25 protein-coding genes are annotated in these 24,703 nt (G+C 71.6%); 11 read left to right on the forward strand and 14 right to left on the reverse strand.

All coding sequences use genetic code 11. The features are described 5' to 3' along the window. Positions 1–27 precede the first annotated feature (27 nt). The 3 genes from ACFCY1_RS11175 to ACFCY1_RS11185 form a co-directional block, all read right to left on the reverse strand. Entirely contained in the window at positions 28–405 is a 378-nt protein-coding gene (locus ACFCY1_RS11175; protein ID WP_049660939.1) for a nuclear transport factor 2 family protein, read from the reverse strand. A 346-nt stretch (positions 406–751) separates the two neighbouring features. Next, positions 752–1,663 (reverse strand): hypothetical protein, encoded by a 912-nt coding sequence (locus ACFCY1_RS11180; protein WP_375874263.1) that lies wholly within the window; start codon positions 1,661–1,663, stop codon positions 752–754. A 154-nt stretch (positions 1,664–1,817) separates the two neighbouring features. Beyond that, on the reverse strand, positions 1,818–3,317 hold the full coding sequence (locus ACFCY1_RS11185) for a hypothetical protein (RefSeq protein ID WP_375874264.1): 1,500 nt from the start codon (positions 3,315–3,317) through the stop codon (positions 1,818–1,820). A 374-nt stretch (positions 3,318–3,691) separates the two neighbouring features. On the opposite strand from ACFCY1_RS11185, the gene ACFCY1_RS11190 reads away from it, so the two are divergent. The 3 genes from ACFCY1_RS11190 (at position 3,692) to ACFCY1_RS11200 (ending at position 7,494) form a co-directional block, all read left to right on the forward strand. Beyond that, positions 3,692–5,020, forward strand: a complete 1,329-nt coding sequence (locus ACFCY1_RS11190; protein ID WP_375874265.1) for a sensor histidine kinase — start codon at positions 3,692–3,694, stop codon at positions 5,018–5,020. Continuing rightward, the gene (locus ACFCY1_RS11195) at positions 5,017–5,679 is read left to right on the forward strand and encodes a response regulator (RefSeq protein WP_375874266.1); all 663 of its coding nucleotides are present in this window, start codon (positions 5,017–5,019) and stop codon (positions 5,677–5,679) included. Before ACFCY1_RS11190 ends, ACFCY1_RS11195 begins: the two co-directional genes overlap by 4 nt. A 213-nt stretch (positions 5,680–5,892) precedes the next feature. Continuing rightward, entirely contained in the window at positions 5,893–7,494 is a 1,602-nt protein-coding gene (locus ACFCY1_RS11200; protein WP_375874267.1) for an IS1182 family transposase, read from the forward strand. A 106-nt stretch (positions 7,495–7,600) separates the two neighbouring features. Here ACFCY1_RS11200 and ACFCY1_RS11205 read toward each other — a convergent pair whose 3' ends face one another. Next, the gene (locus ACFCY1_RS11205) at positions 7,601–7,999 is read right to left on the reverse strand and encodes a hypothetical protein (protein WP_375874268.1); all 399 of its coding nucleotides are present in this window, start codon (positions 7,997–7,999) and stop codon (positions 7,601–7,603) included. Positions 8,000–8,205: 206 nt separating this feature from the next. Here ACFCY1_RS11205 and ACFCY1_RS11210 point away from each other — a divergent pair, with 206 nt between their 5' ends. Next, the gene (locus tag ACFCY1_RS11210; protein ID WP_074006322.1) at positions 8,206–8,733 is read left to right on the forward strand and encodes a ferredoxin; all 528 of its coding nucleotides are present in this window, start codon (positions 8,206–8,208) and stop codon (positions 8,731–8,733) included. Positions 8,734–9,023: 290 nt separating this feature from the next. Here the strand turns inward: ACFCY1_RS11210 and dacB are convergent, their stop codons facing one another. The 4 genes from dacB to ACFCY1_RS11230 form a co-directional block, all read right to left on the reverse strand. After that, a complete protein-coding gene (dacB, locus tag ACFCY1_RS11215; RefSeq protein WP_375874269.1) occupies positions 9,024–10,670 on the reverse strand; it encodes a D-alanyl-D-alanine carboxypeptidase/D-alanyl-D-alanine-endopeptidase in 1,647 nt (548 codons plus the stop codon). A 77-nt stretch (positions 10,671–10,747) separates the two neighbouring features. After that, entirely contained in the window at positions 10,748–11,515 is a 768-nt protein-coding gene (locus tag ACFCY1_RS11220; RefSeq protein WP_375874270.1) for a DUF4097 family beta strand repeat-containing protein, read from the reverse strand. Between the two features lie 102 nt (positions 11,516–11,617). Beyond that, positions 11,618–12,958 carry an FtsX-like permease family protein gene (locus ACFCY1_RS11225; protein WP_375874271.1) on the reverse strand — a complete coding sequence of 447 codons (1,341 nt, stop codon included), beginning with the start codon at positions 12,956–12,958 and terminating at the stop codon, positions 11,618–11,620. Further along, on the reverse strand, positions 12,955–13,695 hold the full coding sequence (locus tag ACFCY1_RS11230) for an ABC transporter ATP-binding protein (RefSeq protein WP_079136449.1): 741 nt from the start codon (positions 13,693–13,695) through the stop codon (positions 12,955–12,957). The genes ACFCY1_RS11225 and ACFCY1_RS11230 overlap by 4 nt, the downstream gene beginning before the upstream one ends. A 306-nt stretch (positions 13,696–14,001) precedes the next feature. On the opposite strand from ACFCY1_RS11230, the gene ACFCY1_RS11235 reads away from it, so the two are divergent. Then, positions 14,002–15,012 carry a histidine kinase gene (locus tag ACFCY1_RS11235; RefSeq protein ID WP_375874272.1) on the forward strand — a complete coding sequence of 337 codons (1,011 nt, stop codon included), beginning with the start codon at positions 14,002–14,004 and terminating at the stop codon, positions 15,010–15,012. Next, a complete protein-coding gene (locus ACFCY1_RS11240) occupies positions 15,009–15,713 on the forward strand; it encodes a response regulator (protein ID WP_375874273.1) in 705 nt (234 codons plus the stop codon). Before ACFCY1_RS11235 ends, ACFCY1_RS11240 begins: the two co-directional genes overlap by 4 nt. Before the next feature lie 185 nt (positions 15,714–15,898). Here ACFCY1_RS11240 and ACFCY1_RS11245 read toward each other — a convergent pair whose 3' ends face one another. The 3 genes from ACFCY1_RS11245 to ACFCY1_RS11255 form a co-directional block, all read right to left on the reverse strand. Beyond that, positions 15,899–16,033 carry a DUF397 domain-containing protein gene (locus tag ACFCY1_RS11245; RefSeq protein WP_375874274.1) on the reverse strand — a complete coding sequence of 45 codons (135 nt, stop codon included), beginning with the start codon at positions 16,031–16,033 and terminating at the stop codon, positions 15,899–15,901. Between the two features lie 218 nt (positions 16,034–16,251). Continuing rightward, complete coding sequence (locus ACFCY1_RS11250) at positions 16,252–16,593, reverse strand: ASCH domain-containing protein (RefSeq protein ID WP_375874275.1); 342 nt, start codon at positions 16,591–16,593, stop codon at positions 16,252–16,254. Between the two features lie 47 nt (positions 16,594–16,640). Next, positions 16,641–17,108 carry an NUDIX hydrolase gene (locus tag ACFCY1_RS11255; RefSeq protein ID WP_074001133.1) on the reverse strand — a complete coding sequence of 156 codons (468 nt, stop codon included), beginning with the start codon at positions 17,106–17,108 and terminating at the stop codon, positions 16,641–16,643. Between the two features lie 174 nt (positions 17,109–17,282). Here ACFCY1_RS11255 and ACFCY1_RS11260 point away from each other — a divergent pair, with 174 nt between their 5' ends. The 3 genes from ACFCY1_RS11260 (at position 17,283) to ACFCY1_RS11270 (ending at position 19,923) form a co-directional block, all read left to right on the forward strand. Then, positions 17,283–17,945: an HAD family hydrolase gene (locus ACFCY1_RS11260; protein WP_375874276.1), complete on the forward strand. Its 663-nt coding sequence runs from the start codon at positions 17,283–17,285 to the stop codon at positions 17,943–17,945. Positions 17,946–17,973: 28 nt separating this feature from the next. Then, positions 17,974–18,507, forward strand: coding sequence for an NUDIX hydrolase (locus tag ACFCY1_RS11265; RefSeq protein ID WP_375874277.1), 534 nt, complete (start codon positions 17,974–17,976; stop codon positions 18,505–18,507). 183 nt (positions 18,508–18,690) lie between these two features. Next, positions 18,691–19,923 (forward strand): helix-turn-helix domain-containing protein, encoded by a 1,233-nt coding sequence (locus ACFCY1_RS11270; RefSeq protein ID WP_375874278.1) that lies wholly within the window; start codon positions 18,691–18,693, stop codon positions 19,921–19,923. Positions 19,924–20,178: 255 nt separating this feature from the next. Here the strand turns inward: ACFCY1_RS11270 and ACFCY1_RS11275 are convergent, their stop codons facing one another. Further along, positions 20,179–20,520 carry an ASCH domain-containing protein gene (locus tag ACFCY1_RS11275; RefSeq protein ID WP_375874279.1) on the reverse strand — a complete coding sequence of 114 codons (342 nt, stop codon included), beginning with the start codon at positions 20,518–20,520 and terminating at the stop codon, positions 20,179–20,181. 17 nt (positions 20,521–20,537) lie between these two features. After that, positions 20,538–21,992, reverse strand: coding sequence for a helix-turn-helix transcriptional regulator (locus tag ACFCY1_RS11280; protein ID WP_375874280.1), 1,455 nt, complete (start codon positions 21,990–21,992; stop codon positions 20,538–20,540). A gap of 344 nt (positions 21,993–22,336) precedes the next feature. Between ACFCY1_RS11280 and ACFCY1_RS11285 the strand changes: the two genes are divergently transcribed. Next, positions 22,337–22,771 (forward strand): ATP-binding protein, encoded by a 435-nt coding sequence (locus tag ACFCY1_RS11285; protein WP_375874281.1) that lies wholly within the window; start codon positions 22,337–22,339, stop codon positions 22,769–22,771. 14 nt (positions 22,772–22,785) lie between these two features. Beyond that, positions 22,786–23,337 carry a hypothetical protein gene (locus ACFCY1_RS11290; protein ID WP_375874282.1) on the forward strand — a complete coding sequence of 184 codons (552 nt, stop codon included), beginning with the start codon at positions 22,786–22,788 and terminating at the stop codon, positions 23,335–23,337. A gap of 173 nt (positions 23,338–23,510) precedes the next feature. Here ACFCY1_RS11290 and ACFCY1_RS11295 read toward each other — a convergent pair whose 3' ends face one another. Continuing rightward, the gene (locus ACFCY1_RS11295) at positions 23,511–24,485 is read right to left on the reverse strand and encodes an RICIN domain-containing protein (protein WP_375874283.1); all 975 of its coding nucleotides are present in this window, start codon (positions 24,483–24,485) and stop codon (positions 23,511–23,513) included. Positions 24,486–24,703 lie beyond the last annotated feature (218 nt).

Raw genomic sequence — 24,703 nt, forward strand, 5'->3', positions numbered from 1 at the left:
CGCCCACGGCGCTGCCCGGGCGGTCCGTCAGGAGGCGGACGGCTCGATCTCCCCGGCGAAGACGATGACCTGGTCGATGAGGCTCCGCCGCAGGTGGACGACGTCCGTTCCCGCCAGGCGGGGGCCTCCGTCCGGCGTGGTGAAGACCCACTGGTAGCGGGCCCACTCGCCAGGCATGTCCACCGCCGAGCAGCGCGTCATCGTGCCGGTTCCCGCCGGGTGGCGCCGGATGTCCAGCACGAACTGCTCGACCGCCGCGATTCCCTCGCTGCGGCCCAACGGCCCCCAGAAGACCACGTCCGAGGTCAGGGCCTGGGAGAGCAGGGCCGTCACATAGGTGTCGTCCGAGGCGTTGAACGCGGAGATGAACGTGTCGATCGCGGAGCGTGCCGTCTCTTCCTGCATACCCCAGTAATACCAGCCGCTGCGCGTACGGATCAGGAAGAGGGCGAGTACCAGGACGGCAGCACCCACGCGGCACCCCGTGCCGCCCGGGCTTCCGCCCTCGATCCGCACGCCGCCGCCCCGGTGTCGGAACCGGGGCGGCGCTGGACCCAGTGGGTGACCAACCGGCTTTCCGCGGAGGACTCGGCGGTCCGTCCCGTGATGGGACCGCATGCGCCGCACACCCGCCGGAACCGCGCCACCGGGCTCCCCGCCCGCGCAAATCCCCGGTGAGGAGCGGTACATGGCCTCCAGGGTGTTCGCCGAGGGGTTCCGGCACGGAGTCGAGCGGCACACGCCTCCGGGCTCAGCGGCAGGTGACAAGGCCGCCCGGGTGCGGGCCGGCCGCCCGGGCGGCCCGCAGCGCCGCCCTGGCACGGGCCGCGCCGGGGCGGGTGGCCGCCTCGCCGCCGCCGACCGCGACGGGGCGGGGGGCGAGGCCCGCGCAGGGGCCGCAGATGCCGGGTTCGGGCACCGGGTCGTGGCACGCCGCGCACTCGGCGTACCGAAGTGCCCCGGTCCGTACGGTGCTTGGGGCGGGCGGCAGCTTGTGCTCCAGGCGGTGGCGGAGGACGGCGGCTGCCGAGTGCATCGGGGCGGGCAGGCCCGGCAGCAGGGCCTGGGCGAGGTCGGCGGCGGTGCTGCCGCGTTCCAGCCACCGGGCGACCAGGGGAGCGAGTGCGCGGGCTTCGGCCTCGCCCAGGCGCAGGCGCGGTTCGGGGCGGATCACCCGGAACAGCGTGGCGACCGCCTCGCGGAGCTGCTCGTCGGACTGCCCGCCCGGCCGCCCGTCCGCCCGCCCGTCGGGCGGTTCGACGGGCGATTCGGCGGGGAGGGTGGGTTCTTGGTGCCGGTCCTTTGAAAGGGTGTCAGCGCGGCCGGTGCTCGCTCCACCGGGGACCGGGCGGGTGGTACTCGGTGCTGCGGCCCGAGGGACGTCGTAGACGTGGGTCTCGGTGATGATCGTGCCGTCGGGCAGGCGGATCTTCTCGACCCGGTAGTACCCGGCGTCGGCCAGCTCCTTCAGGGCCCTGCGGATCGCGCCGCGCCCCTGGGGGCTGGTGTCGGCCATGTGCCGGCCGTCCTCGCGCCAGCCGTCGGGCCGGGAGAGGAGGTCCGCGAGCAGGCCGCGGGCGGTGTAGGAGAGCCGTCGGTACTGGAGTACGGCGTTGGGCAGCACGGTGAAGTCGCGCACGGGGGCGCTACGATGGACGCGCATCGGGAGTGTCAGCTCCTGTTGCCGGACCCCGGGGTGTTACCAGCACCGCCGGGGTCGCCTGTTTTCGGTTGGATTACGGAACGTACCACAACGGTCACGCACAGAACGGGCGTTCGCGACAACTGCCCTGACGGGGGCGCTCCGTCACCCGGCGTCAGCCGGGGGTGCCCGGGCGGTGGACGCTGAGGTCGCCGTAGGTCCGCAGGGCGCCGGCGGGGTCGCCGGGCTTGTCCCGCAGGACGGCGTCCAGGAAGGCGAGGGTGGCCGCGGCGACGGTGCGCGGGCCCCCGGTGCGGCCCAGGGTGCCGACGAGTGAGGGCACCGGCGGCAGGTACAGGGGGCCGTCCATGAAGGTGAGGTGGGCGGCGCCGGGGACGGTGAGCCGGTAGCTCGGCGCGGTGCTGGAGTCGAGCGCCTCGGTGAGGCGGGGCAGGTAGCGCGGGTCGCTGTCCGGGGTGATGGCCTGGGTGAGCGCGAGCGTCGGCCGGTCGAGGGCGGGCGTGGTGGGGCCGTGGGGGTAGCCGTCCAGGTCGACGACGGCGGCGAAGCGGCGGTCCTGCCGGGCCGCCTGCAGGGCGGCGGCGCCGCCCATGGAGTGGCCGGTCACCGCGACCCGGCCGGTGTCCAGGCGTCCGGTCAGCGGGTCGGCGATCCCGCCGCGCTCCAGGGCGTCCAGCTGGGTGAGGACGAAGCCGAGGTCGCCGGCCCGGACGGCCGTCCAGCCGGCCGCCAGCTCGTCGTCCCTGTCCCGGTCGCCGCTGGAGGCGGTCTCGGTGCCGATCGTCCGGCCGTCGGCGAGGACGACGGCGGCGGAGTCGTACGGGTGGTCGAGGGCGGCCACCACGTAGCCGTGGCTGGCCAGTTCCTCCACCCACGCGGTGTTCTGGGTGCGCACCCCGCCCGACCCGGGGGAGAACAGCACGACCGGGAACCGCTCGCCGCCGCCGGCCACCGGGGCGTCGAAGACCGAACGGCTGCGGGCGCGCGGGACACCGTCGACCAGGAAGCCCGGCAGGCCGACGCCCCGGGCGAGGGCCCCGGAGACGGTGCGCGCCTCCTGCGCGGTGCGTCCGAGGTACTGGGCCCGCTGCGCGCCCGCGGGGATCTCCCCCGCGGGGTACCAGAGTTGGACCACGACGGTGCGCAGGTCGTTCGGGTCGGCGGTGAAGGTCTCGGGGCGGTGCGGGTCGGTCCACTGCACCACGCGGGTGCCGACCGCGAAGCCGCCCGACGGCTCGGGGAACACCGGTACGGGAAAGGCCCAGGCGGCCACCGGGCCCGTGGCGATCAGGCCGACGCAGGCCGCCGACCCCGGCAGCGCCAGCCACCAGCGGGCCCGCCACGCCGGCCGTCCGGTACGGCGGCGCAGCGGTCGCAGCAGGGGAGCGAGGGCGAACGGCGAGGCGAGGGCGGCGCCCGCCAGGACCGGCAGCAGCTGCCAGCGGATGCCCGCCGCGCCCAGCACGATCGCGCACGGCACGAGGACCGCCCCCGCCGCGATCGTGGCGCGCGGGCGGGCGGCGGGGGGCAGCCAGCGGGCCGTCACCAGCGTGAGGGCGGCCAGCAGGGCGAGGATTTCCAGGGGGGACATGGGCAGTCCCGGGATGATCTCGGTCACCTGGCCATGCTCGGCGCCGGGCGCGCGCCGCCGCATCGGCCACCGGTCGCCGCCGCGTGCCACCGGGGGAGCGGTCCGCGGCGGTCCGGGTACGACCGCGGTAGCAGCCGGGCAGGCCGGAGCGGCGGGCGCGCTGCGACCACGGGAGGTGGCGGGACTCCTCCTGCGGTCGTATGCCGGCGCGGGGCGATCAGACGGTGGGATCATGCGCCGCGCGGGGCCGGCGGCCTACCGTGACAGGGCCGCGGTACGTGCCGGGGCGGCGGCACGCACCCGGGGCCGCGCAGGCGTACGGTCCCCGTGCCCGACGTGCCCGACGTGCCCGACGTGCCCGACGTGCCGGACGTGCCGGACGTGCCCGACGTGCCGGACCCGGGGCCGCCTTGACGCCGAATCGACAGGGACGTGCGATGACCGAGGCGGCCGCCGAACCCGGCCACGCCCACCGGAACCAGGCGCCGGTGCGCGTCCGCGTGCGGGCCCGGTGGGCGAGGACAGCCGCACGGCTGACCGGCTACGCCGACCTCGCCTGCGCACGAGCCGCACGAGCCGCGCGACCGCTGAGAGCCGCCGCGCGCTGGCGCTCCCGGCTGCCGCCCACCGCGGGGGACGCCCTGCTGGCGACGCTCCTGCTCCTCAACGTCGCGACCACCCGCGCACCGCACGAGCTGCCGGTGGCCGCGGCCCTCACCGCCGCCCTCACCCTGCCCCTGCTGTGGCGGCGCCGGGCCCCGCGCACGGTGTTCGCCGCCGTGGCGGCCGCGGCCCTCGTCCAGTGGCTGGCCGGTGTCCAACTGCCCGCCGACGTCGCCCTGTTGGTGGCCCTCTACACGGTGGCAGCGGCCTCGGGCCGGCGCGGCACGCTCGTCGCCGGTGCCGTCGTGGAGGCGGGGGCCCTGTTGGCCTGCCTGCGCTGGTCGACGGACGGCGCGTTCCTGGCCCCCTTCGTCGCGGTCACCGCGCTGGCCGTCGCCGCCGCCGTCCTCGGCGTGAACGTGCGCACCACGCGCGCCTACCTCGCCGCTCTGGAGGAGCGGGCCGCACGCCTGGAACACGAACAGGAGCAGCAGGCGCGACTGGCCGTCGCCGAGGAACGGGCGCGCATCACCCGGGAGATGCACGACATCGTCACCCACAACCTGTCCGTCATGGTCGCGCTCACCGACGCCGCCGTCTACGCGCAGCACCGGTCGCCCGACAAGGCCACCACCGCGATGCTCCAGATCTCCGAGACCGGCCGGCAGGCCCTGACCGACATGCGTCGCTCGCTGGGCGTCCTGCGCACCGACGAACCGGACGCGCGGCGCCACCCGCTGCCCGGCATCGCCCAACTGGCCGCCCTCGCCGACCAGATGGGCGCCGCCGGGCTGCCCACCGGCCTCGACGTCCACGGCGGCCACGCCCACATCCCCGCCACCGCCCAACTCACCGTCTACCGCCTGGTACAGGAAGCCTTGACCAACACCCTCAAGCACGCACCCGCCGGCGCCCGCGCGACGGTCCGCATCCACTGCGCGGCCGCGACCGTCACCGTGGACGTCACCGACACCGGCCCCCACCCGCCCCAGCCCGCCACCGCCACCGCTGCCGTCGTCGTGCCGCCCGGCCACGGCATCCCCGGCATGCGCGAACGCTCGGCCGCCTACGGGGGCACACTGCACGCCGGGCCGCTTCCCGACGGCGGCTGGCGGGTCCACACCCGCCTCCACCTCGACAGCGCCGGAGCGCCGCCCGCATGACGATCCGCATCCTGATCGCCGACGACGAAGCACTCCTCCGGATGGCCTTCAGCACCGTCCTGGAAGCCCAGCCCGACATGGCACCGGTCGGCGAAGCCGCCGACGGCGCCCAGGCCGTACGCCTCGCCCGCGAACTGCGCCCCGACGTCGTCCTCATGGACGTCCGGATGCCCGGAACCGACGGCATCGAGGCGACCGGGCAGCTCATCGCGGCCTCGCCGCAGAGCAGAGTGCTCATCCTCACCACCTTCGACCTGGACGAGTACGCCTTCGCCGGGCTCAACGCCGGAGCCTCCGGCTTCCTGCTGAAGAACGCCCGCCCCGAGGAACTCCTCACCGCGATCCGCAACGTCGCCGCGGGCGACGCCGTACTCTCCCCGCGGATCACCCGCCGCCTCCTGGACAACCTCCGCCCGCACATCCCCGACGGCCGCGACCCCGACCACGACGAGCGGCTGAACCGGCTCAGCACCCGCGAACGCGAGGTACTCGTCCAGGTCGGCCGCGGCCTGTCCAACACCGAGATCGCCGCCACCCTGCACCTCGCGGAGGCCACCGTGAAGTCCCACCTGGGCCGCATCCTCCACAAGCTCGAACTCCGCGACCGCATCCAAGCCGTGGTCCTCGCCTACGAAACCCGCCTCATCCACCCGACATGACCCGCCCCCCGGTACCCACCCCGCGCGGGAAGTCGGCCCCGCGACTCTGCTGGCGAAGTCGGTTGGGTTGGGCGTGGGACAGTAAGTGTCTGTCGGTCGGGGCGGGTTGGCTGTCTGTGGGGGTGGGTCGTGTTGCGTCCTGGTGGGGTGTCGGGGATTCCGGTGGAGACGGTGGCGCTGGCTCGCCGGGTTCATCCGCGGGGGACGGACGAGATGCGCGTTCGGGACGCGCTGGGTCCGTTGTTCACGGACGAGGACTTCACCACGGGTGAGTTCGAGGAGATGTACGCGGACCTGGGACGGCCCGGAATCTCGCCGGCCCTGCTGGCGATGGTCACGGTCCTGCAGTTCCTGCACAACCTCTCCGACCGGGACGCCGCGGTGGCGGTGGCGGACCGGATCTCCTGGAAGTACGCGCTGGGACTGGAGCTGGAGTACACGGGCTTCGACGCGAGTGTGCTGTGCGAGTTCCGGGCCCGCCTGGTCGAGGGCGACCGGGCGGACGCGCTGCTGACCGTGATGCTGGAGCGCCTCAAGAGCGCCGGCCTGGTGCGCTCGGGCGGGCGTCAGCGCACCGATTCCACCCACGTCCTGGCCTGCGTGCGGACCCTGAACCGGATCGAGTGCCTGGGCGAGGCCCTGCGGATGGCCCTGGAGGAGATAGCCCGCACCAGCCCCGGCTTCATCGTGCCGCTGCTCAAAGAGGGCTGGGACGAGCGCTACGGCCGCAAGGTCGAGACCAGCCGGCTCCTGCGCCGCAAGAACTCCTCCGCGACCAGGCTCGCCGAGCAGATCGGCGCCGACGGCCGGAGCCTGATCGCGGCCATCGACACCGACCCCGACGCCGCGTGGATGAACGGCCTCCCGCAGGTCAAAATCCTGCGCGAGCTGTGGGGCCAGCACTTCGAGGCCACCGCCACCGGCCGACTGCGCTACCGGGACACCAAGGAACTGCCGCCCTCCGCACAGCGCGTGCGCTCGCCCCACGATCCCGATGCCCGCTACAGCACCAAAGGCCGGCCCGGAGCGGACAGTGTGGAGTGGACCGGTTCCAAGTCCCACCTGACCGAGTCCTGCGACGAGGACTTACCAAGCCTGGTCACCGACGTCCACACCACCCCCGCCACCGAACCCGACGTCACGGCCGTCACCCCCGTCCAGGACAGACTCACCGCCCGGGACCTGAAACCCGGCGAGCACCTGACCGACTCCGGCTACCCCAGCGGCCCGAACATCGGCGCCTCACTCGAGCGCGGTATCACCCCCATCGCACCCGTCACGGTCCAGACGGGCCGCGGCGCCCACGACGGCACGTTCACCCCCAAGGACTTCCACGTCGACTGGCACAGCGGCGTCACCCGCTGCCCCGCCGGAGCCACCAGCATCTCCATGCGGCCCAAGAAGAACGGCCTGATCCGCGTCGCCTTCTCCCGCGCCGACTGCCGCCCCTGCCCCATCCGCGCCCAGTGCACCACCGCCGCTCCGCACCTCGGCCGCAGCCTGGAGATCCACCCCGAACCCATCCACACCGCCAGGATGCGGATGCAGGCCGAACAGGACACGCCCCGATGGCGCGAGGCCTACCGGGCCCGCGCCGGCATCGAAGCGACGATCTCACAAGCGGTCCGAGGCCCCGGCCTGCGACGATCCCGCTACCGAGGCCTCGCCAAAACCCACCTCCAGAACGTCCTCACCGGCATGGCGATCAACATCCGCCGACTCGGCACCCACTTCGACACCACCACCAAGCCAGACCGCCGCCCCACCCGCATCCACACACTCTGCACCCAACACGACATCCCAACGGCGGCCTGACCTAGATCAAATACTTCGCCAGCAGAGTCGCCCCGCCGACTTCCCGCGCGGCCGAGGCCAACGCCCTGGCTGTGGAACGCCCACCGGCGTGCCGGCTGGAGGTCGTTCAGCTGTCCGGGCCGCAGACGGCGCCACCGGGCTGCCGGCGGGAGTACCGGACTATGGCGCCCTCAGAGGTCGTTGGCTTGCTGCCGTCGGCGGGAGTGAGGGTGTAGAAGACCATGATGGAACCTTCGGTGACGGCGTTGAGGACGCCGTCCCATGGGATGGCGTAGTCGACCGTGGCGGTGTCAGCGGCGATGTTCACGACGCCCTGGACTGCCGCGGCCGGGGTCTGCCCTTGGAAGTCGCTGCAGACCGTGACGTCGAAGGTGAGCTTGTCTCCGGCCTTGAAGGGGATCCGGTCCACCCTGACGAGGACACCGTTCCAGGGCTTCTGCCGGCAGGTGATCTCGCCGGGAGGCTCCTCATGGGGGAATTCCGGGATGTCGAGCTCGACCGACATACGGGCTCCTGGTCGTTGAAGGGCTGAGACGGCAGCTCGGACTCCCGCCCCGGGATCATGGAGCAGACGCCGGTTCGAGGGCAGCCGGTTTTCGTGCGCCCGGTCTCTCGTCCCGACACAGCGCCGACCGCGGCCGAGGCGAGCCCGGGGGACCGGGAAGTCGCCCTCCCGTCGTCGAGCTCGAACGGATGCCCTAGTCTCGGCTGATGACGCTCTACTTCGACCCGATGGCCATCCTCGGCAAGGACCGTGACGCCTTCCGAGGCCGTTGGGAAGACCGACTGTGGCTCAACGTTCCCGGGCCCTTCTACGGAGGGGAGACCGATACCTGCTGGACGGGACGGCTTTCGGCACCCGCTCACGTTCTCTACGGAGGCAGATACCTCAGCGAGTACGTCTACCGCCAGCCCAGAACGCCTGCGGACACGGCCCTGCTGGTCGAGGCGGCAGACAACGACCCGTTCCTCGGGTACGGCTGCGATGGCGACTCGCGATGGACACCGCAAACGGTCCGGGAGTGGTGGCGTGACCGCGGCCAGGTCGTGCAGTACCTCTCCGATCAACGGAGCACATGGGAGGAGAGCGATGTCCGGGCAGGCCAGGGCGTAGCCGCTGCCGTCCGCGACTTTGAGCTCTACATCGCCGGTGGCCTGGCAACTGACCTGCGGATCTACCTCTACTGGCTGGAAGAGCGGCGATCCCCCGCCCCCGTTGACCGGTTGCCCGAGCTGTAGCGTCACGCAGCGAGCGCGTGGGCTCGCCGGGACCAGGCCGTCGCCTCGTCGTACGGATCCCGGCCTCCCGGACCCAGGGCATGACCGACCGTCGGGAGATCGTTGCAGGCGTCGCGGTCACCGGCCTGCCCCAGGCGCTCGCCCGGTGGCCCTGGATCGACAGGTCCGGCATCTCGCGAAGATCGACAACCGATGGCAAGGTCATGGAGGACGGACCTGCAGCACGCCGCCGCCGGTAGACGCAACGGAGTTGGAGTCCCGGTCGTCTTCGAACCAGGTCAGGATGGCCTTCACGCCTTGGGCGACTTGTAGATGGTGGCGGCCATCGCTCCCAGTTGCTTGTTGGCCTTGAGTGCGAGGTCGATGGCATCGCTCACGGAGTCGCTGGGCACCGGGATGTTGTTCACGTAGATCGCGAAGGCGTAGCGGTGGCCGTCCTTCGCATCGATGTAGCCTGCGAGCGCCTTCGTGCCGAGGGCCAGCTTGCCCTGGTAGGGGCTGACCAGGGTGCCGGTCTTCGCGCGGATGTGTCCTGCGGCGGGGTCGGTGCGGTCGATGACGTCGGCGAGCGAGCCGTCGACGCCCATGTTCGGCATGGAGTCGTAGAAGACGTCGAAGTCGTCCTGTCGTGCCAGGTGCCGCAGCAGCGCCACCTGGGCGGTCGGCGTCGCCTTGTCGCCGGGGAGGCCCTGGGCGTCGACGAGGCTCACCGAGTTCGGGTCCACGCCTGAGCGGGCGAGGAACTCCTTCTCGGTCTTCATGCCGTCCGCATAGGTTCGTTGCCCGTTGTGTGCCGCCATCAGCGGCGGCAGCAGGTTCGCCCCGAGGTTGTGGCTGACCTTGTTGATCAGCTTCGCGTACTCCTTGAAGGGCGGAGAGGTGTAGGTCGCCGATACGGGCAGCGAGTTCACTTCCGCCGACGGGGGGAGCCTGCTGTCGGGGTTCGCTCCCAGCGAGGGGGCGGATACGCTGACGCCGTTCCTGGCGAGTGCCTCGATGAGGACGGTGCGGGCGAACGCCGCCGGGTCGGGGACCTGGTAGGTCGTCACGAAGGGGGCCTTCGCGTCCGCGGGCACGGAGCCTCGGACCCGGATGTGACCAGGGCTCACGCTTTCGGTCGTCACCGCCGGTTTGGTTCCGGCGGGTGTGGTCGTCACCTGCGCGTCGACGCCGAAGGCGGCCGTCTTCGGGCGCCAGTCGACCTTGGCCGGCTCGCCGGGTGCGCCCGGCGTGATGAGCACGTCGATGAGGTTGTCGTTGACGATGGTCGGGGTGACCGGCAGCCCGCCGATCGACACCGGATCCCAGAGTCGGTTGTCGATCACCACGTCGCCGTCGACGTGGCGGACTCCGCTGGCCGCGACCTGTCGGGCCAGTTCGTTGACGCCCGCCAGCGGGTCCTCTGCGGTGATGGTCGCCATGCCGGGGACGGCGTTGGCGTCGTAGTGGTCGAAGTCGGGGACGTCCAGGCCGCCTGACGCGGTGGTCCGCCCGCCGAGTGCCAGGTCGCCGTTCCCGACCAGGATGAGGTCGCCGGAGAGCCGCCCGTCCGCGGAGACCGTACCCGAGTGCACCACGGGCGTACGGAAGCGATGGTCGTCACCCAGGACGTCGAGCGCGGCACCGACCGCGAAGGTCTTGGCCGTCGAACCGGTCATGAACTGGGAATCGGCGCCCTTGGACTGGACGACCTTCCCGGTCCGCAGATCGGCGACCTGCAGGCCCCACCGGCCCGACGACCACGGCGCGGTGCTCATGAGCTTCTGCAGCTCGGCGCTCACCCGTGCGGCACCCGGTGCGGGAGAGGCCGAGTCGTCCGTGGAGTCGTGGGAGCACGCCGTCATCGCCACGGCGGCCGTCATCGAAGCGGCGAGCGCCAGGGCGGTACGCCGCCGTGCCCGAGGTGTCCTGATTCCGGAGGGGGAGTTGCTTGGCATTCGTTCTTTCCTGTTCGACTTTCCTGTTCGGCTTTCGCGCTCGATCGAAGGCTTCCGGCCCGGTTGCCGCGCGGCGGTCAGGGCTTCCCGCCCTTGCCGATGGCGATGCTGCCGTTGCGGGTCCGGACGGCCACGGAACGGCCGCTCGCGTCGTCCTTCGCGACGTTCACGGTGACGTCGCCCTTCTTCGCGGCCGTGCGGACCGCGTACGTCGAGTCCGGCAGGCCCAGCTCGACGTCGCCGTCCTTGCTCTGCACGTCGACCAGGTCGGGCACGGCGGCCAGGCGCAGGTCGACGGTGCCGTTGCGCGAGGTGACGCTGACGGACCGGGCGGAGATCCCGTCGCCCTTGATGCTTCCGTCGCCGCCTTGCAGGGCCAGCTTGGCTCCGTGGAGGTCCGACAGCCGGACGTCGCCGCCGGCGGTCCGGGCCGAGAAGTCCGCGGTGAAGCCGGTGGCCTCGATGCGCCCCTTGCCGCTCTCGGCGGTGACGGCGACGGCGCGCGGCACCTTCACGGTGTACTTCGCGCCGCAGCCCACCGAGATCCCCGTGCAGTCCAGCGAGAGTGTGAGCGTGCCCCCTTCGAGCTGCCAGCCGGACCCCACCTCCCCGCCGACCTTCCTGCCGCTGACCCGTCGTTCCACCTGAACGTCCTCGATGTCGGCGGCCACCAGCGCGAGGTCGGCGGAACCGGAGTCGACGGTCAGGCTGCCGCCGGCGAAGTCGAAGGACTTCGATTCCACGGTCGCGTCGGCCGAGGCGCCGTCCGTGGTGCAGGCCGTGGCGGCGAGGCCGAGGAGGGCGGCTCCGCCGAGGGCGAGAAGCGTGCGGGTGGTCGGTTCCATCGGGTTCTTCCTTCGTCAACGAGCATGAACGGGCAGGGTGGTGCGGGTTCCCGCGCCCCGGTTCACGAGCGCAGATCCCGGTTCACGAGCGCAGCGCCCGGTTCACGAGCGCAGCGCCCGGACCGCGACCGTGCGCGACACCCGGGCCGCCTGCAGGACCAGCGCGAGGCAGGTGGTGACCAGCGTCGCGGCGGCGAGCGCCCCGAGCGTGGCCCAGGGGAGGCCCGCCAGGACCCGGACGGCGTCGGTCCGGGCTCCGAGGGCGGTGGTGAGGCTCGACACGGCGACGAACAGCGCGCCGAAGACGATCGCCGTCCCCGCGTAGATCGCCCCCTCGTAGACCATCGACCGGGTGACCACGCCCGGCCGCGCACCGGCCACCGTCACGACGGCGCAGTCGCGGGCGCGTTCCCGCCCGACGAGGGCGATCACGGCGAGGCCCCCGACCCAGGAGACGACGAAGACCCAGCCCAGCACGACCAGGATGTTGTCCAGCCCGGCGTTGCCCCCGGGCATGACCTTCCCCATCACCAGGAAGAGGCCGACGAACGACAGGGAGAGCGCGAAGGGCAGCACCGTGGTGACGCTCCTCGTCGCGCGGGCCCGGCACGACTGCACGGCCAGGTGCCAGGCGACGCCGCGCGAGGGGACCAGCGCCGTCCAGAGCCTCATCAGCGGGGTGAGCACCCACGGCCCCATCAGCAGCAGCAGGCAGAGGAGGAAGAGGTTCCCGGCGAACGCGAAGGCCGTCCGCTGGGCGAGCCCGCCCTCGAGTTCGAGGCCCAGGCCGGGGATCCACATCCCGACCACGCCGGCGAGCAGGCACAGGGCGAGGGCAGCGCGGGCGACGCCCGGCCGTGCCGGGGGGTCGGAGAAGTCCCGGAAGGCGCGCATCTCCGGCGTCCTGGCGGCCCGCCGGGTGACGCCCCAGCCGCCGAGCAGGCACGGAACCAGTCCGAACAGCACGCTCACGCCGACGTACCAGAACCGGAACCCGGCCGAGGCCCCGTGCAGTTCGAGACCCGTCCCCTTCCACTGAGCGAGGGCGACACCCGCGACCAGCAGGGCGAGCGGTGCGGCCAGCGCGCCGGCCACCGCGCCCAGCACCACCGTCTGCGTCCGCAGGACGAACCTGACCCGGTGGCGCGGAATCCCGAGGATCACCCACAGGGCGTGCTCGCGCCGCTGGGTCGTCAGCGTCAGGCCGACCGCGGAGGCGACGACGCCCACGGCGGCGAGCACGGTGAAGAAGACGATGTTGCCGCCGAGGGCGATCGACGCGGAGACCATCCGTGCGTCACCCGCCGCCCGCGCCGCCGAGACGGCGGTGAACATCGCGATGGCCGAGCCCGCCGAGCACGCCGCGCCGACCGTGGCGCACAGGAGCGTCCACCACCACATCGACGCCTGCAGGCGGATGTCCGACAGCACGAGCCGGATCACGACTCCTCCCCGCCCGCCTCGTCCGCCGACTGCGCCGCGAGGACGGCGTCGCCCACCGCGCGGGAGTCGCCACCGGGGATGACGGCGTGTACCCGCCCGGACCCCATCACCACGACCTGATCGGCCCGCGCGGCGGCGTGGGGGTCGTGGGTGACCATGAGCACCGTGCTCCCCTGCGCGGGAAGCGCCTGCAGCCAGTCGAGCACCACATGACCCGACTTGAGGTCGAGCGCACCCGTCGGCTCGTCGGCGAAGACGATCCGCGGCTGGTTCGCCACCACCCGGGCCACCGCGACGCGCTGGCGCTCGCCACCGGAGAGGCGGTCGGGGCGTCGCCGCGCGTGCTTGGCGATGCCGAGCCGCGCCATGGCGTCCTCGACCCGCGCCCTGGGCACCCGGCGGCCGGCGAGCCGCGCCGGCAGGGCGATGTTGTCCTCGACCGTCAGCGAGCTGACGAGGTTGTACTCCTGGAAGACGAAGCCGATGTTCTCGCTGCGGAACGCGGCCTGCTTGCGGGGGCTGAGCGAGCGGACGTCCGTCCCGAGGATCTCGACGGACCCCGCGGTCGCTCGTTCCAGCCCGGCCGTGCAGAGCAGGAGCGTCGACTTGCCCGAACCGGAGGGGCCGACGACGGCGGTCAGCCGGCCTTCGGGAATCTCCAGGTCGATGTCGTGCAGGACGCGCGTCGTCTCGCCCCGGCGGCCGGGAATGGGGAATTCCGTCCGAAGGCCGCGCAAACGAATGCACGGTACGGGAGCGGCAGTGGGAAATGGCATGAATCAAGGAAAACAGGGCCGGGCAGTGGAGTGCACGGGAGCCTGCACTGCTATCGGAGGTAGACTTGGATCTACCGCCCGACCGGTCCGAACCGTGCGAAAATGTCGATCATGGCGCAGATTCGTGTTGCCCGGAGGCTGCTGACCGAATTCGTCGCAGCGGCCGCCTTTCCGATTCTCCTGATTTCCGTTCTCGCCGCACCGGTATCGGTTCCGGTGGTGGCCGAACTGGACCGCTCCAGGGCGCAGTGGTGCGGAGTCCGGACGATGCCGCTGCGGCCCGCCGACCGCAGCTGGCCGCGGTGGGTGGCCGGCCGGCTGCGGACACGGTCGGTGTGGAGGACCGACCTGCCCGTGTTCGTCACCGCCGCGCTCCTGTCCGCGCTCTCGCTGCTGGTGGGCTTCTTCGGATTCCTCGGCGCCCTGGCGCTGGTGTTCTCCCCCGTCCTCTGGGGTTTCGGCATCGCCGCGGAAGTCGGCCCGTTCACCCCGGCCGCTCTGTGGGAAACCCTCGTGGCGGTGCCCGCGGGAATCGCCCTCGGCGCGGTCACCGTGGGCGCGCTGACCGGCGTCTCCCTGCTCCGCGACCTGCTCCTGCGGGCCTTCTCGGGGAGCCGGAACCCCGACCTGCTCGCGAAACTGGAGGAACTCCGCACCAGCCGGGCCTCGCTGACGGCGGCCTTCGAGAACGAGCGCCGGCGCATCGAGCGTGACCTGCACGACGGCGCCCAGCAGGAGCTCGTCGCCCTCGTCATGCGCCTGGGAATCCTGGAAGCCGCGGCGACGGCCACCGAGCAGGAACGGATCGTCCAACTGGCCCGCCAGGCCCAGGCCCAGGCGGAGCGCGCGCTCGAACGGCTGAGGGAGACGGTGCGCGACATCCACCCCAGCGAACTGAGCGATCTCGGCCTCGTCGCCGCCGTCCGGGAACTGGTGGCCAGATCACCGTTGCGGGTCGAACTGACCAGCACCGGTACGGACGCCTGGCTCTCCTCGCCGATCGCCGCGGCCGTGTACTTCACGGTCTCCGAGGCCCTGACGAACATCGCCAAGCACGCGGGCGTCGGGAGCGCCCGGATCGACATGCGGTGCACCGAGGGCGGCGTCCGCGTCCGGGTGGGCGACGACGGCGCCGGCGGCGCGCGGATCAGCACCGGATCCGGGCTCTCCGGGCTGCGTGAGCGGATGCGGAGCGTCGGTGGGAACCTCGAGATCACCAGCCCGCCGGGCGGCGGAACGGAGGTCGTGGCATCCGCCCCGGCCCAACCCCCGTGGTGACGGAATTCGACAGGGAAAGCGATGGGAAACCGATTGTGAGAATCATCCTGGCGGACGACAGTCTGCTGATACGCGCCGGAATCCGGGAGATCCTGGTTTCCAGTGCCCACGACGTGATCCGCGAATGCGAGGACGCCGACGAACTGGTCGCCGCTGTCGACGGCCTCGCCGCCGCCGGAGCCGCCCCCGACCTGGTGATCACGGATGTCCGCATGCCGCCCGGGAACACCGACGACGGACTCCGGGCCGCGATCGACATTCGGTCGCGGCACAAGGACCTGCCGGTCCTGGTCCTCTCCGCCTACGTCACGGGACCGTACGTGCGCGAACTCCTGAACGGCCCGGGCGCCGACGGGGCGGTCGGCTACCTGCTCAAGGAGAAGGTGGGCAGAGTGGCGGACTTCCTGCGGGCCGTCGAGACGGTCGCCGGCGGCGGAGTGGTGATCGACCCCGAGGTGGTCCGCCACGTCACCCGCGCCGACCCGCCGCGGGGCCCGCTCGCCCGGCTCACGGCCCGCGAGCAGGAGGTGCTCGCCCTCATGGCCGAAGGCCGCTCCAACGCGGAGATCGAGGCAGAACTGTTCCTCTCGGGCGCAGCCGTGGCCAAACACGTGGGGAACGTCTTCCTGAAACTCGGCATGCCCTCCGGCGAGGACAACCGCCGGGTGAAGGCCATCCTGACCTGGTTCGAATACAACTAGGACTTCAACGCCGTTGCGTCCACCGGCGGCGGCGTGCAGCAGAACGGTGCAGCTGATCCGCTCCGTGGCCGGCCCCGGCCGCCGAGCATGGTCGCCTTGATCGGGAAGTAGGTGCTCTCCACCACGTCAGATGCTCGGCGGGGAGGACCCAGCCGAGCATCTGGCCGACCGGGGAGATCCTTGCTTCAGACCTCGCCGAACTCGTCACTGCGGAGAGTGGTGACGAACGGTTCCCAGGCCTTGGCGGCAAAGATCAGGGCCGGTCCGTTCGGGTCCTTGGAATCGCGAACGGGCCTCACGTCGGGGAATCCGGGCGCCACCTCGACGCAGGTGCCCCGTTGTTGCCGTACCCGGACTTGTGCCAGCTGGCGTCGGTGCAGCGCGGATCACGTCGAGCGAAGCCACCTTGGACAGAGACTCCGTCCGGAGCTGATCGTCGTGCTGTCGGATCGGGCCGCCCCACACCGCTCGCCCCTGGCTCCCGCGCAGGAAGTCGGCGGGGTCGACTTCCTGCGCGGCGAGGCTGGCCGTCCCCTGGTTACGGGGTGAGTCGCAGGTGGATCGCGAGGACGCCGAGCTGCTCCTTCTCGGGTGGGTAGATCTCGCGGCAGGCGGTGAGGAGTTCGGCCCGGCTCATCCCCTCGGAGCCGATCGCCTCCGGGTCCTCCGTGTCGAGCATCGCGTCGAAGCTCGGGTACTCCGCGACGCCGGTGACGAGGGTGCGGCAGTGGGCGTCGCCGGATTCGAAGACGAGGGTCTGTCCCGGACGGATCCTGCGCATGCTGGGGTAGCCGACGCGCACCTCGATGGTCTTGGTGCCGGCGGCGATCAGGTCGAGGTAGGGGCGGCGGATCCGGATGACGCGTTCCTGGTCTGACATGGGGGCAGGTACTCCGCTTCTATGCCGGGGGAGGAGGGGGCGGGCGGTCAGCGCACCACGGGGATCGCCCCGGAGCGCCAGTCCGTCAGCCGCTTGCGGACGCTCGGCACCATCGCCAGCCCGTCCGTCTCGGCCGGGGTGAACCACGCGACCTCGTGGGACTCGTCGGACACCCGCAGCTCCCCGCCGACCGGGCGTCCGAGGAGGCAGACGGAGAACTCCTGGCGGACTTCGCCGTCGTCGTAGGCGAGGACGTGGCCCGGGTCGGTGTAGGTGCCGACGATCCCGGTGATCTCGACGTCGATGCCGGTCTCCTCGCGCGTCTCACGGATGCCGCACCCGGCGATCGACTCACCGATGTCCATCCGGCCGCCGGGCAGCGCCCACATCCCGTTGTCGGTGCGGCGCTGGAGGAGGACGCGTCCGGCGTCGTCGACCACGACGACGGACGCGGCCGGGACCAGCGAGTTCGCCTCGGGGGCGTTCGGGTCGTCCTCGTAGTCACGCCTGGGCATGGCCTGCCACCTCCGCCGTCGGGGCCGTCCGCATGTCATGCCCTTTCTCCCACAGTCCTCGACCCGTCAGGTGCGAGCCGCGGCCACCGCGTCCGTGTACAGCTCCGTCGTCAGGTCGTCGTCACCGATCCCGAGGCCGTTCAGGGGGTGTTCTGGTCGCATTAGGCTGCGGTTGTGACGATCAAGGCTGTGGTGTTCGACGTCGGGGAGTGCCTGGTCGACGAGACCCGGGAGTACGGTACCTGGGCCGACTGGTTGGGCGTGCCGAGGCACACGTTCGTGGCCCAGCTCGGCGCGGTGATCGCGCAGGGCCGGGACTACCGGGAGACGTTCCAGGTCTTCGCCCCCGGCTTCGACCTTTATGAGGAGCGCGAGAAGCGGGCGGCCGTCGGCCGGGCGGAGACCTTCGGTGAGGAGGACCTCTACCCGGACGTCCGGGGCGCGTTCGCTCAACTCCGCTCGGACGGGCTGTGGTTGGCGATCGCCGGAAACCAGACCGTGCGGGCCGGGGCGATCCTCCGCCGGCTGTTCACGGACGACGTCGACCTGATCGGCACCTCCGACGACTGGGGCGCGAGCAAGCCGGACCCCGCCTTCTTCGAGCGCGTCGCCGAGGCGGTGCCCGCCGAGTCGCACGAGATCCTGTACGTCGGTGACCGGCTCGACAACGACGTGCTCCCCGCCCGGGCGGCCGGGATGCGGACGGCGTTGATCCGGCGCGGCCCGTGGGGCTGGATCCAGCAGCACGACCCGGCCGCCGGGCAGTCGACGTTCCGGATCGACTCGCTGGCGGAACTCCCGGACCTGATAGCCAAGTTCAATGCTGCGGCGAGCTGAGCCGCCCCACCGAGACCATGAGGTGCGAGTGAGCAGTGAGTGGACCGTCCACGGCAGCCGTCCCGTCTACACCAGCGCGTGGGTGCGGCTCGACCTGGTCGACGTCGAGCCGCGCGGAAGGGCCCGGTACGAGCACCACCTGGTGCGCTTCGCACCGGTCGCGGCCGTCGTCGTGGTCAACGACCGGGACGAGGTGCTGATGATGTGGCGGCACCGCTTCGCGACGGGCACCTGGAGCTGGGAGATTCCCAGCGGCATCGTCGAGGACGGGGAATCCCTCGAGGCCGCAGCGGTCCGCGAGGTGTTCGAGGAGACCGGCTGGCAGGTGGACGAGGTCGAGGAACTTGCCTACGTCCAGCCCATCGGCGGTATGAGCAACGCCGAGCACCACGTGTTCCTCGCCCACGGTGCCACCTACGTCGCACCGCCGGTGGACACCCACGAGGCCGACCGGATCGAGTGGATCCCGATCTCCCGGATCCAGGGCATGATCGACCGGCGGGAGATCGTCGCAGGCGTCGCGGTCACCGGCCTGCTCCAGGTGCTCGCCCGGCGTCCCTAGGAGGGCAGGGCCAGCATCTCGCGAAGAGCAACAGCCAGATGGCGGCGGGCCGCGCACGTCGGCGTAGCCGTCCAGCGGATCCCGCCGGGCTTCGGGGCCCGCGGCCCCCGGAACGAGGTAGCTTCCCGGTGGTACCGCGGCCTCACGGACCGGGCAGGCGGACGCGAGCGCGGGAGGGCTGCTGTGCTGGAGGAACGGGAGTCGATCGGCAAGCGGGTGCGGCGGGCGCGGCTGAGGTTGGGCATGACCCAAGCCGACCTGGCCGCCGCTACCGGCAGAACCCAGGACTGGGTGTCGAAGGTCGAGAAGGGCACGATCGAGCTCGACCGAGCCGGCACCATCAACCAGATCGCGGCGGCGCTGCACTGCCACCCCAACGACCTCATCGAGAGGCCCTTCGTCGCGGCCAAGCCGTCGGAGAACCAATGGCAGGTGTCGGCCGCCGCCATCCTGAGGGAGCTTCGCCGCTACGACCTCACGCCGGTCTTCGACGGCGCGCCCCGACCGTCGGCGGAACTCTGGCGCGAGACGGAGCGCCTGCACCGGCTCCGGGACGCGGCCGCCAACGTGGCCATCCTGAAGGTGCTCCCGGACATGCTGCGCGAAGCGCGTGCGCTGGCCGAGGTGTCCACCGGCCGCGAACGCGAGGAGGCGTTCGCGGTCCACGCGATCGAGTGCAAGTTCGCGCACACCGCCGCGCACACGCTCGGCCACCCCGAGCTGATCGCCATGGCCTGCGAGCGGGCCGCCTGGTCGGCCCGGCTGTCCGGCGACCCGGTGATGGAGGCGGTCGCGGACTGGATGCGGGTGTGGGACATGTGGGCCACGGCGGACTGGGACGACGCCCTGGCACTGTCCGACAAGGCGCTTCGCCTCGTCGAGGACCGCTACCGCGCCAACGACCCCCTGGCCGTAAGGGCTTGGGGCGCCATGCACCTGCGCGCCGCCGTGTCCGCCGCCCGCGCCGGCCGGCGGACGGAGGCAGAGGACCGCATCCGGCACGCGTACGCGGCAGCCGAGTTGATGGACGGAAGCCGGGCCGAGCCCCCCTTCGACCGGCACTCGCTGACCTTCTCCAGTGGCAACGTCCAAGTCCACGCGGTGTCGGTCCAGTTGGAGATGGGCGACCACGCCAGGGCCCTGATCCTCAACGAGCGTGCCGACCCGGCGAAGGTCGCCGCCCTCCCGGCCTCCCGGCGGGGCCACCACCACATGGACCTGGCCCGCGCCTGGCTGTGGGACGGCAACCGCGACAAGGCGCTCCAGGCCCTGGAGGCGGCGGAGAAGACCGCCCCGCAACTCGTGCGCAACCACCCGATCGCCCGTGCCACCCTGCGCAAGATCGTCTACGCCGAGCGCTCGGCCACCCGCGAGAAGCTGCGCCACATGTCCGACCGCTTCCACCTGGACGGATAGGGCGGCCGGGCGGTACCAAACCCACGGCCGCACTCCCGAGCGCCGGGCAGTCTGCCGATCCGCCGTCACATCGGATGCTCGGCTGGGAGGACCCAGTCGAGCAGCTGGCCGGCCGACCAGGTGCTACGGCATGCTCCGGAAGTACTGCTGTCCGGGGAAGCCCTCGGTTCAGACGTCGCCGAACTCGCTCCTGGCTCCCGCGCAGGAAGTCGGCTCGGTCGACTTCCTGCGCGGGTGAGGCTGGCCGTCCCCTGGTTACGGGGTGAGTCGGAGGTGGATCGCGAGGACGCCGAGCTGCTCCTTCTCAGGTGGGTAGATCTCGCGGCAGGCGGTGAGGAGTTCGGTCCGGCTCATCCCCTCGGAGCCGATCGCCTCCGGGTCCTCGGTGTTGAGCATAGCGTCGAAGCTCGGGTACTCCGTGACGCCGGTGACGAGGGTGCGGCAGTGGGTGTCGCCGGATTCGAAGACGAGGGTCTGTCCCGGACGGATCCTGCGCATGCCGGGGTAGCCGACGCGCACCTCGATGGTCTTGGTGCCGGCGGCGATCAGGTCGAGGTAGGGGCGGCGGATCCGGATGACGCGTTCCTGGTCGGGCATGGGATGGTGTTCCGCTTCTATGCCGTGGAAGGGAGGGGAAAGACGGCGAGGCGCTCATGCAGTTCGCCGACGGCACCATGACGGGGGTATCGGCGGGCGAGGTAGCCGGTGAGGTCGGTGGCGCGGGCGCGTACGGAGTCGACGACGCGCTCGGAATCCAGCGCCTGGTTGCCGAGGGCTACAGCGTTGTCGGGGTCGCCGAGCTGGGCGTGGGCGAGGGCCAGATCAATGCGGGCGATGGCCTCGCGGCTGGGCGAACGGGAAGCCGCCGGGGCGGACTCGTACACGGAGAGCGCGTGTTCTGCATGGCGACGGGCATCCTCGGCCTTGCCGAGCAGGATGCAGGCGGTGGCCGGGTAGGACGTGAGGGCATAGTCGGCGAGTGGCAGTGGGTCGAGGCCGAAACGGCGGGGGATCCGGGCGGGCAGGAACTGGTGGGCGTCCTGGGCGGCGCGCAGGGAGGACACGAAGCCCTCGGGATCGCCGTCTGCGGCCGAGGCGCGGGCGGCCTGGGCGTGGAGACGGACGGCGAGGGGGTGCGTGGCGGGTGCCTGGGTCAGGCCCTGACGAGCGGCAGCCAGTGCCCGATCAGGGCGGTGCTCGTAGAGGTTGATGGAGGCGGCGGCGTCCATGGCCCATCCGCACAGCTCACCGTGGCCGGCCTGCCTGCCGTGTACGAAGGCGTCGTTGGCGAAGGCGAGGCCTGCTCGAGGGCTACCGAGGTCATGGGCCAGCCAGGCAAGGAGTTCGGAGAGCCATCCTGCGTAGGCGAGGAGTTCGCGGCCCTGCTCGTGGGTGTGCTTCGCCTTCAACAGGGCGTCCACCTTGCGGCGGTAGTCGAGCGTTTCAGCGAACACCTGTTGCGGCGGCATCACGGAGTAGGCGTCGTTGAAGTCGGTGACCGCTAGCTCCAGGTGGTCGAGTGACCCGACGCCCAGTGAGCTGGCCTCAGCCTGACGCGTGAACTCCATGGCTTCGGCAGCAGCCTGGTCGAGAACCTGGGCGGCTGAGGTCGGGGCCGCGATCGTAAGACCCGTCAGCATGAGCGCGGTTCGACGCTTCGTGGCCGCCACCTCCTCCAGTTCCGCCCCCGCATGCGTGGAGGTGGTTCCTTCTGGGAGTGTCGCACCTTCCGGGCCGTCGGCTCGGAATGCCACGGGTGTGTAGTCGGCGGCCAAGCCCAGCTGGACGGGACTGGTCTGGAAGAGGCGGCAGAGCAGGTCCTGGTACTCAGGACTCGGCGCCTTGCCGGCCTCCCAGTCCTTCCAGGACCGTTCGGTGAGTCCGATCTTGCGTAGGCGTTCCCGGTCGACCAGGTCGTGAGCTTCCTGGACCGCCTCAGTGACAGTCCAGCCCACTGCCAGTCGGAAGGCCTTGAGGCGACGGTGCCCACAGTGCGCCTCGATCTCCTTGACGATCAGATCGACCAAGTCGTACGGCACCTGTTCGGGGTTCCCGGCCTGACCGATCATCCGTTCTCTCATCCGGCGCCCGCACGCGGCTGCGTGCGGGCCACCTTGTGATGCTGCGGCGACAGTCATGGGAGACATTTCCTTGCGTGGTGATTCCTGTGCGTCTGTGCGGCGTCATGCATGTCCGGACTCATTTGCTGCTGGTTGGTCGAACCATGACCTCGTGCGATGGGTCTCTTCCTGCCGGAACCGGGCGATGGCCTCGCCCGATCGGGGCGGCGATCTCTCACTACCTGCGATCAAGCTGTAACGCCAGGCTACTGGGTGGCGCTGCATTAGGTGTACACAGCGTGATGTCGCGCCCCTTCTCGCATGTCCCCTCCCCGCTCCCTTCGAGGTCCACCATGCTCAAAGCCCGCCGGCCCCGCGCGTTCGTCGCGTGCCTCGACTCCCGCATCGAATCCACGCCTCTGGCGCGGTACTTGCTCCGGGCCTACCTCTCCGGGCTGCCCTCCGGCGACCGCTACGCCGACACGGCCGAGCTGCTCCTCGGGGAGCTGTTCGCCAATGCCGTCCAGCACTCCGACGGGCCGGACGACTGCCACATCGAGGTTCGCTTCGCCCTCGCCGGTTCCCGGCTGCGGCTGGAGGTTCACGACGCCGGTAGTGGCCGTCCGTCCCTCCGTGTCGTTACGCCGTCTGACGAGCACGGGCGTGGGATGTTCCTCGTCAACGAGCTTGCGGAGCGCTGGGGTTGCTCCTCCCGGCCGGGTGGGATCGGCAAGTTCGTGTGGGTTCTCGTCGCCCCGATCCCCTCGCCCGTCCTCGTCAACGCCTGAGAGTCCGACTGCTGATGAACCTCACGACCCTGGCGCGGCACGCCCTCTCCCGTGGCCGCACGCCCGCCGAGACGTACGCGCTCCTCGCCCGCCGTACCGGCAAGCCGCTCTCCTCCGCCCGCGCCGTGTGCCTCGCCCTCGACATCCCGCTCGCGGAGACCGGCCGCCGCCTGGACGAGTGCTACGACGCCCTGCTCTCGGACCCCCGGCCGGACTCCGAGAAGGACACCGGCGAACTCCTCGAGGCCCTCGGGGTCTTCGACGTCCCCAAGTCGCTCACCGACACCGAACTCGCCGTCGTCGACCTGTTCCTGGCCGCTGTCGACGCCATGGGCGGCATCCGCGCCGGCCACCAGCACGGCCTCACCCGCTGGTTCACCACCGGCAACCTGACCACCGCGTACCTCTCGCTCGCCGCCGCCCGGCCCATGCCTCGCACCGGCGATCCCGTCCGCTACTGGTCCACCCTCGTCGCCGCCGGCGAACTCCTCACCACCACCGCCCACTCCGAGATCCGCGTCAAGTACGCCCTCGCGCACTGCCGCACCCAAGCCACCCGCGCCTGACTCCCGCGCAGAGCAGCCGGATCGGCCGAGCGCGTCCGCTGCCGCAGGCCTGCGAGCAGGGCGAAGGGTAGCTCCGGGCGGAGTCGGCAGAGGACACGAGGGCGCGAGGACAGGCTGAAGGCGGGTGCCGCCGTGGTCGGCGGCACCCGCGGGGATGGTGGTGCGGGCCCTGATCAGGCCTTGACGAGGACGTAGGTGCCGGTGCCGTCGGCCTTGCCCATGCTGTACTGGCGCAGGGGCTGGCCGTCGGCGTTGCGGTCGTGGCCGACCATGTGGCCGGTGTACTTGTTCTGGACGCCGATCTTGTCGCTGCCCGGGACGTCGCGGTAGAAGTAGAACCGCTGCAGGTCGTCGACCTTGCAGTCGGCCTGCTGCAGGATGGTGCCCTCGGTGGCGGCGGTCGCCTCCGGGACGGCCAGGCACTTGTTGGTCGAGCGGTTGATCAGGATCTGCTCCGCGATGCCGTTCGCCGTCGGGCCGCTGCACAGCTGCCACTGGTCCTGGCCCTGCGGCCAGCCCTGGGCGGCGGGCCGCAGCTGGATGTTGTTGCTGCCCCAGTCCAGGAAGCCGGGTGCGGACCAGAACAGCGCGCGGTCGGGTGTGGCGAGCTTGTAGTTGGCCGCGTCGCAGGTGAAGCCGGGCGGCGCGGTGGTGCCGGGGAATCCGGGCCAGTCCTGCTTGACTCCCGAAGCCTTGGCCGGAGCGGCCGGAGCGGCCGCGTCGGTGCGGAGCGGGGCGGTGCAGCCCAGGATGTCCTGCGCCCGGCGCATGATGCTGTTCGCCGGTACGGCGTCCTCGCAGCGCACCGCGCCCTCTTCCAGGGTGGTGAAGGTGGTGTAGCTGCCCCCGCCCGGGCCCTCGACCCACTTGGTGGCGTACGTGCCGTTGCCCGTGTCGACGCGGTTGCAGTTCAGGCTGCCGTACTGGCCGGTGACCTTCCGCGTTCCCTCGTACAGGGCGTAGTAGCCGGGCTTCTGGAAGTTCCAGGTGATCGACTTCGACTCGGTGCTGGTCGTGGAGGACTCCAGTTTGACGCTCAGCTTCGCGCTCGCCTCGACCTTGGCGAGGGTCGCGATCTCGAAGTTGCCCGTGATGGAGGCGTCGAGGCCGACCGAGACCGTCACCACCGACTGGGTGGTGGCCGTCACCGTCTGGGAGCCCGTCGCGCCGTCGGTGACGTACCAGCCCTTGAAGTGGGTGATCGTCGGGACGACCTGGAGGGACTTGATGAACGGGTAGCGCTTGCCGAGGTCCGCGGCCGTACAGGTGTCGCCGAGCGCGGGGTCTCCGGCCGTGGCGGCGGCCGTCCCCGCCGGTGCGCAGGCGCCCGGGGCCGGAGGGATATCCGGTCACCCCGGCCTGGCCG

Source organism: Kitasatospora sp. NPDC056273, assembly GCF_042268845.1.
Taxonomy (GTDB): domain Bacteria; phylum Actinomycetota; class Actinomycetes; order Streptomycetales; family Streptomycetaceae; genus Kitasatospora.

Coding starts and splice junctions, on each gene's coding strand:
- ACFCY1_RS11175 (WP_049660939.1), bottom strand. CDS start 405: ATGCAGGAAGAGACGGCACGCTCCGCGATCGACACGTTCATCTCCGCG.
- ACFCY1_RS11180 (WP_375874263.1), bottom strand. CDS start 1,663: ATGCGCGTCCATCGTAGCGCCCCCGTGCGCGACTTCACCGTGCTGCCC.
- ACFCY1_RS11185 (WP_375874264.1), bottom strand. CDS start 3,317: ATGCGGCGGCGCGCGCCCGGCGCCGAGCATGGCCAGGTGACCGAGATC.
- ACFCY1_RS11190 (WP_375874265.1), top strand. CDS start 3,692: ATGACCGAGGCGGCCGCCGAACCCGGCCACGCCCACCGGAACCAGGCG.
- ACFCY1_RS11195 (WP_375874266.1), top strand. CDS start 5,017: ATGACGATCCGCATCCTGATCGCCGACGACGAAGCACTCCTCCGGATG.
- ACFCY1_RS11200 (WP_375874267.1), top strand. CDS start 5,893: ATGCGCGTTCGGGACGCGCTGGGTCCGTTGTTCACGGACGAGGACTTC.
- ACFCY1_RS11205 (WP_375874268.1), bottom strand. CDS start 7,999: ATGTCGGTCGAGCTCGACATCCCGGAATTCCCCCATGAGGAGCCTCCC.
- ACFCY1_RS11210 (WP_074006322.1), top strand. CDS start 8,206: ATGACGCTCTACTTCGACCCGATGGCCATCCTCGGCAAGGACCGTGAC.
- dacB (WP_375874269.1), bottom strand. CDS start 10,670: ATGCCAAGCAACTCCCCCTCCGGAATCAGGACACCTCGGGCACGGCGG.
- ACFCY1_RS11220 (WP_375874270.1), bottom strand. CDS start 11,515: ATGGAACCGACCACCCGCACGCTTCTCGCCCTCGGCGGAGCCGCCCTC.
- ACFCY1_RS11235 (WP_375874272.1), top strand. CDS start 14,002: ATGCCGCTGCGGCCCGCCGACCGCAGCTGGCCGCGGTGGGTGGCCGGC.
- ACFCY1_RS11250 (WP_375874275.1), bottom strand. CDS start 16,593: ATGTCAGACCAGGAACGCGTCATCCGGATCCGCCGCCCCTACCTCGAC.
- ACFCY1_RS11255 (WP_074001133.1), bottom strand. CDS start 17,108: ATGCCCAGGCGTGACTACGAGGACGACCCGAACGCCCCCGAGGCGAAC.
- ACFCY1_RS11275 (WP_375874279.1), bottom strand. CDS start 20,520: ATGCCCGACCAGGAACGCGTCATCCGGATCCGCCGCCCCTACCTCGAC.
- ACFCY1_RS11280 (WP_375874280.1), bottom strand. CDS start 21,992: ATGATCGGTCAGGCCGGGAACCCCGAACAGGTGCCGTACGACTTGGTC.
- ACFCY1_RS11285 (WP_375874281.1), top strand. CDS start 22,337: ATGCTCAAAGCCCGCCGGCCCCGCGCGTTCGTCGCGTGCCTCGACTCC.
- ACFCY1_RS11290 (WP_375874282.1), top strand. CDS start 22,786: ATGAACCTCACGACCCTGGCGCGGCACGCCCTCTCCCGTGGCCGCACG.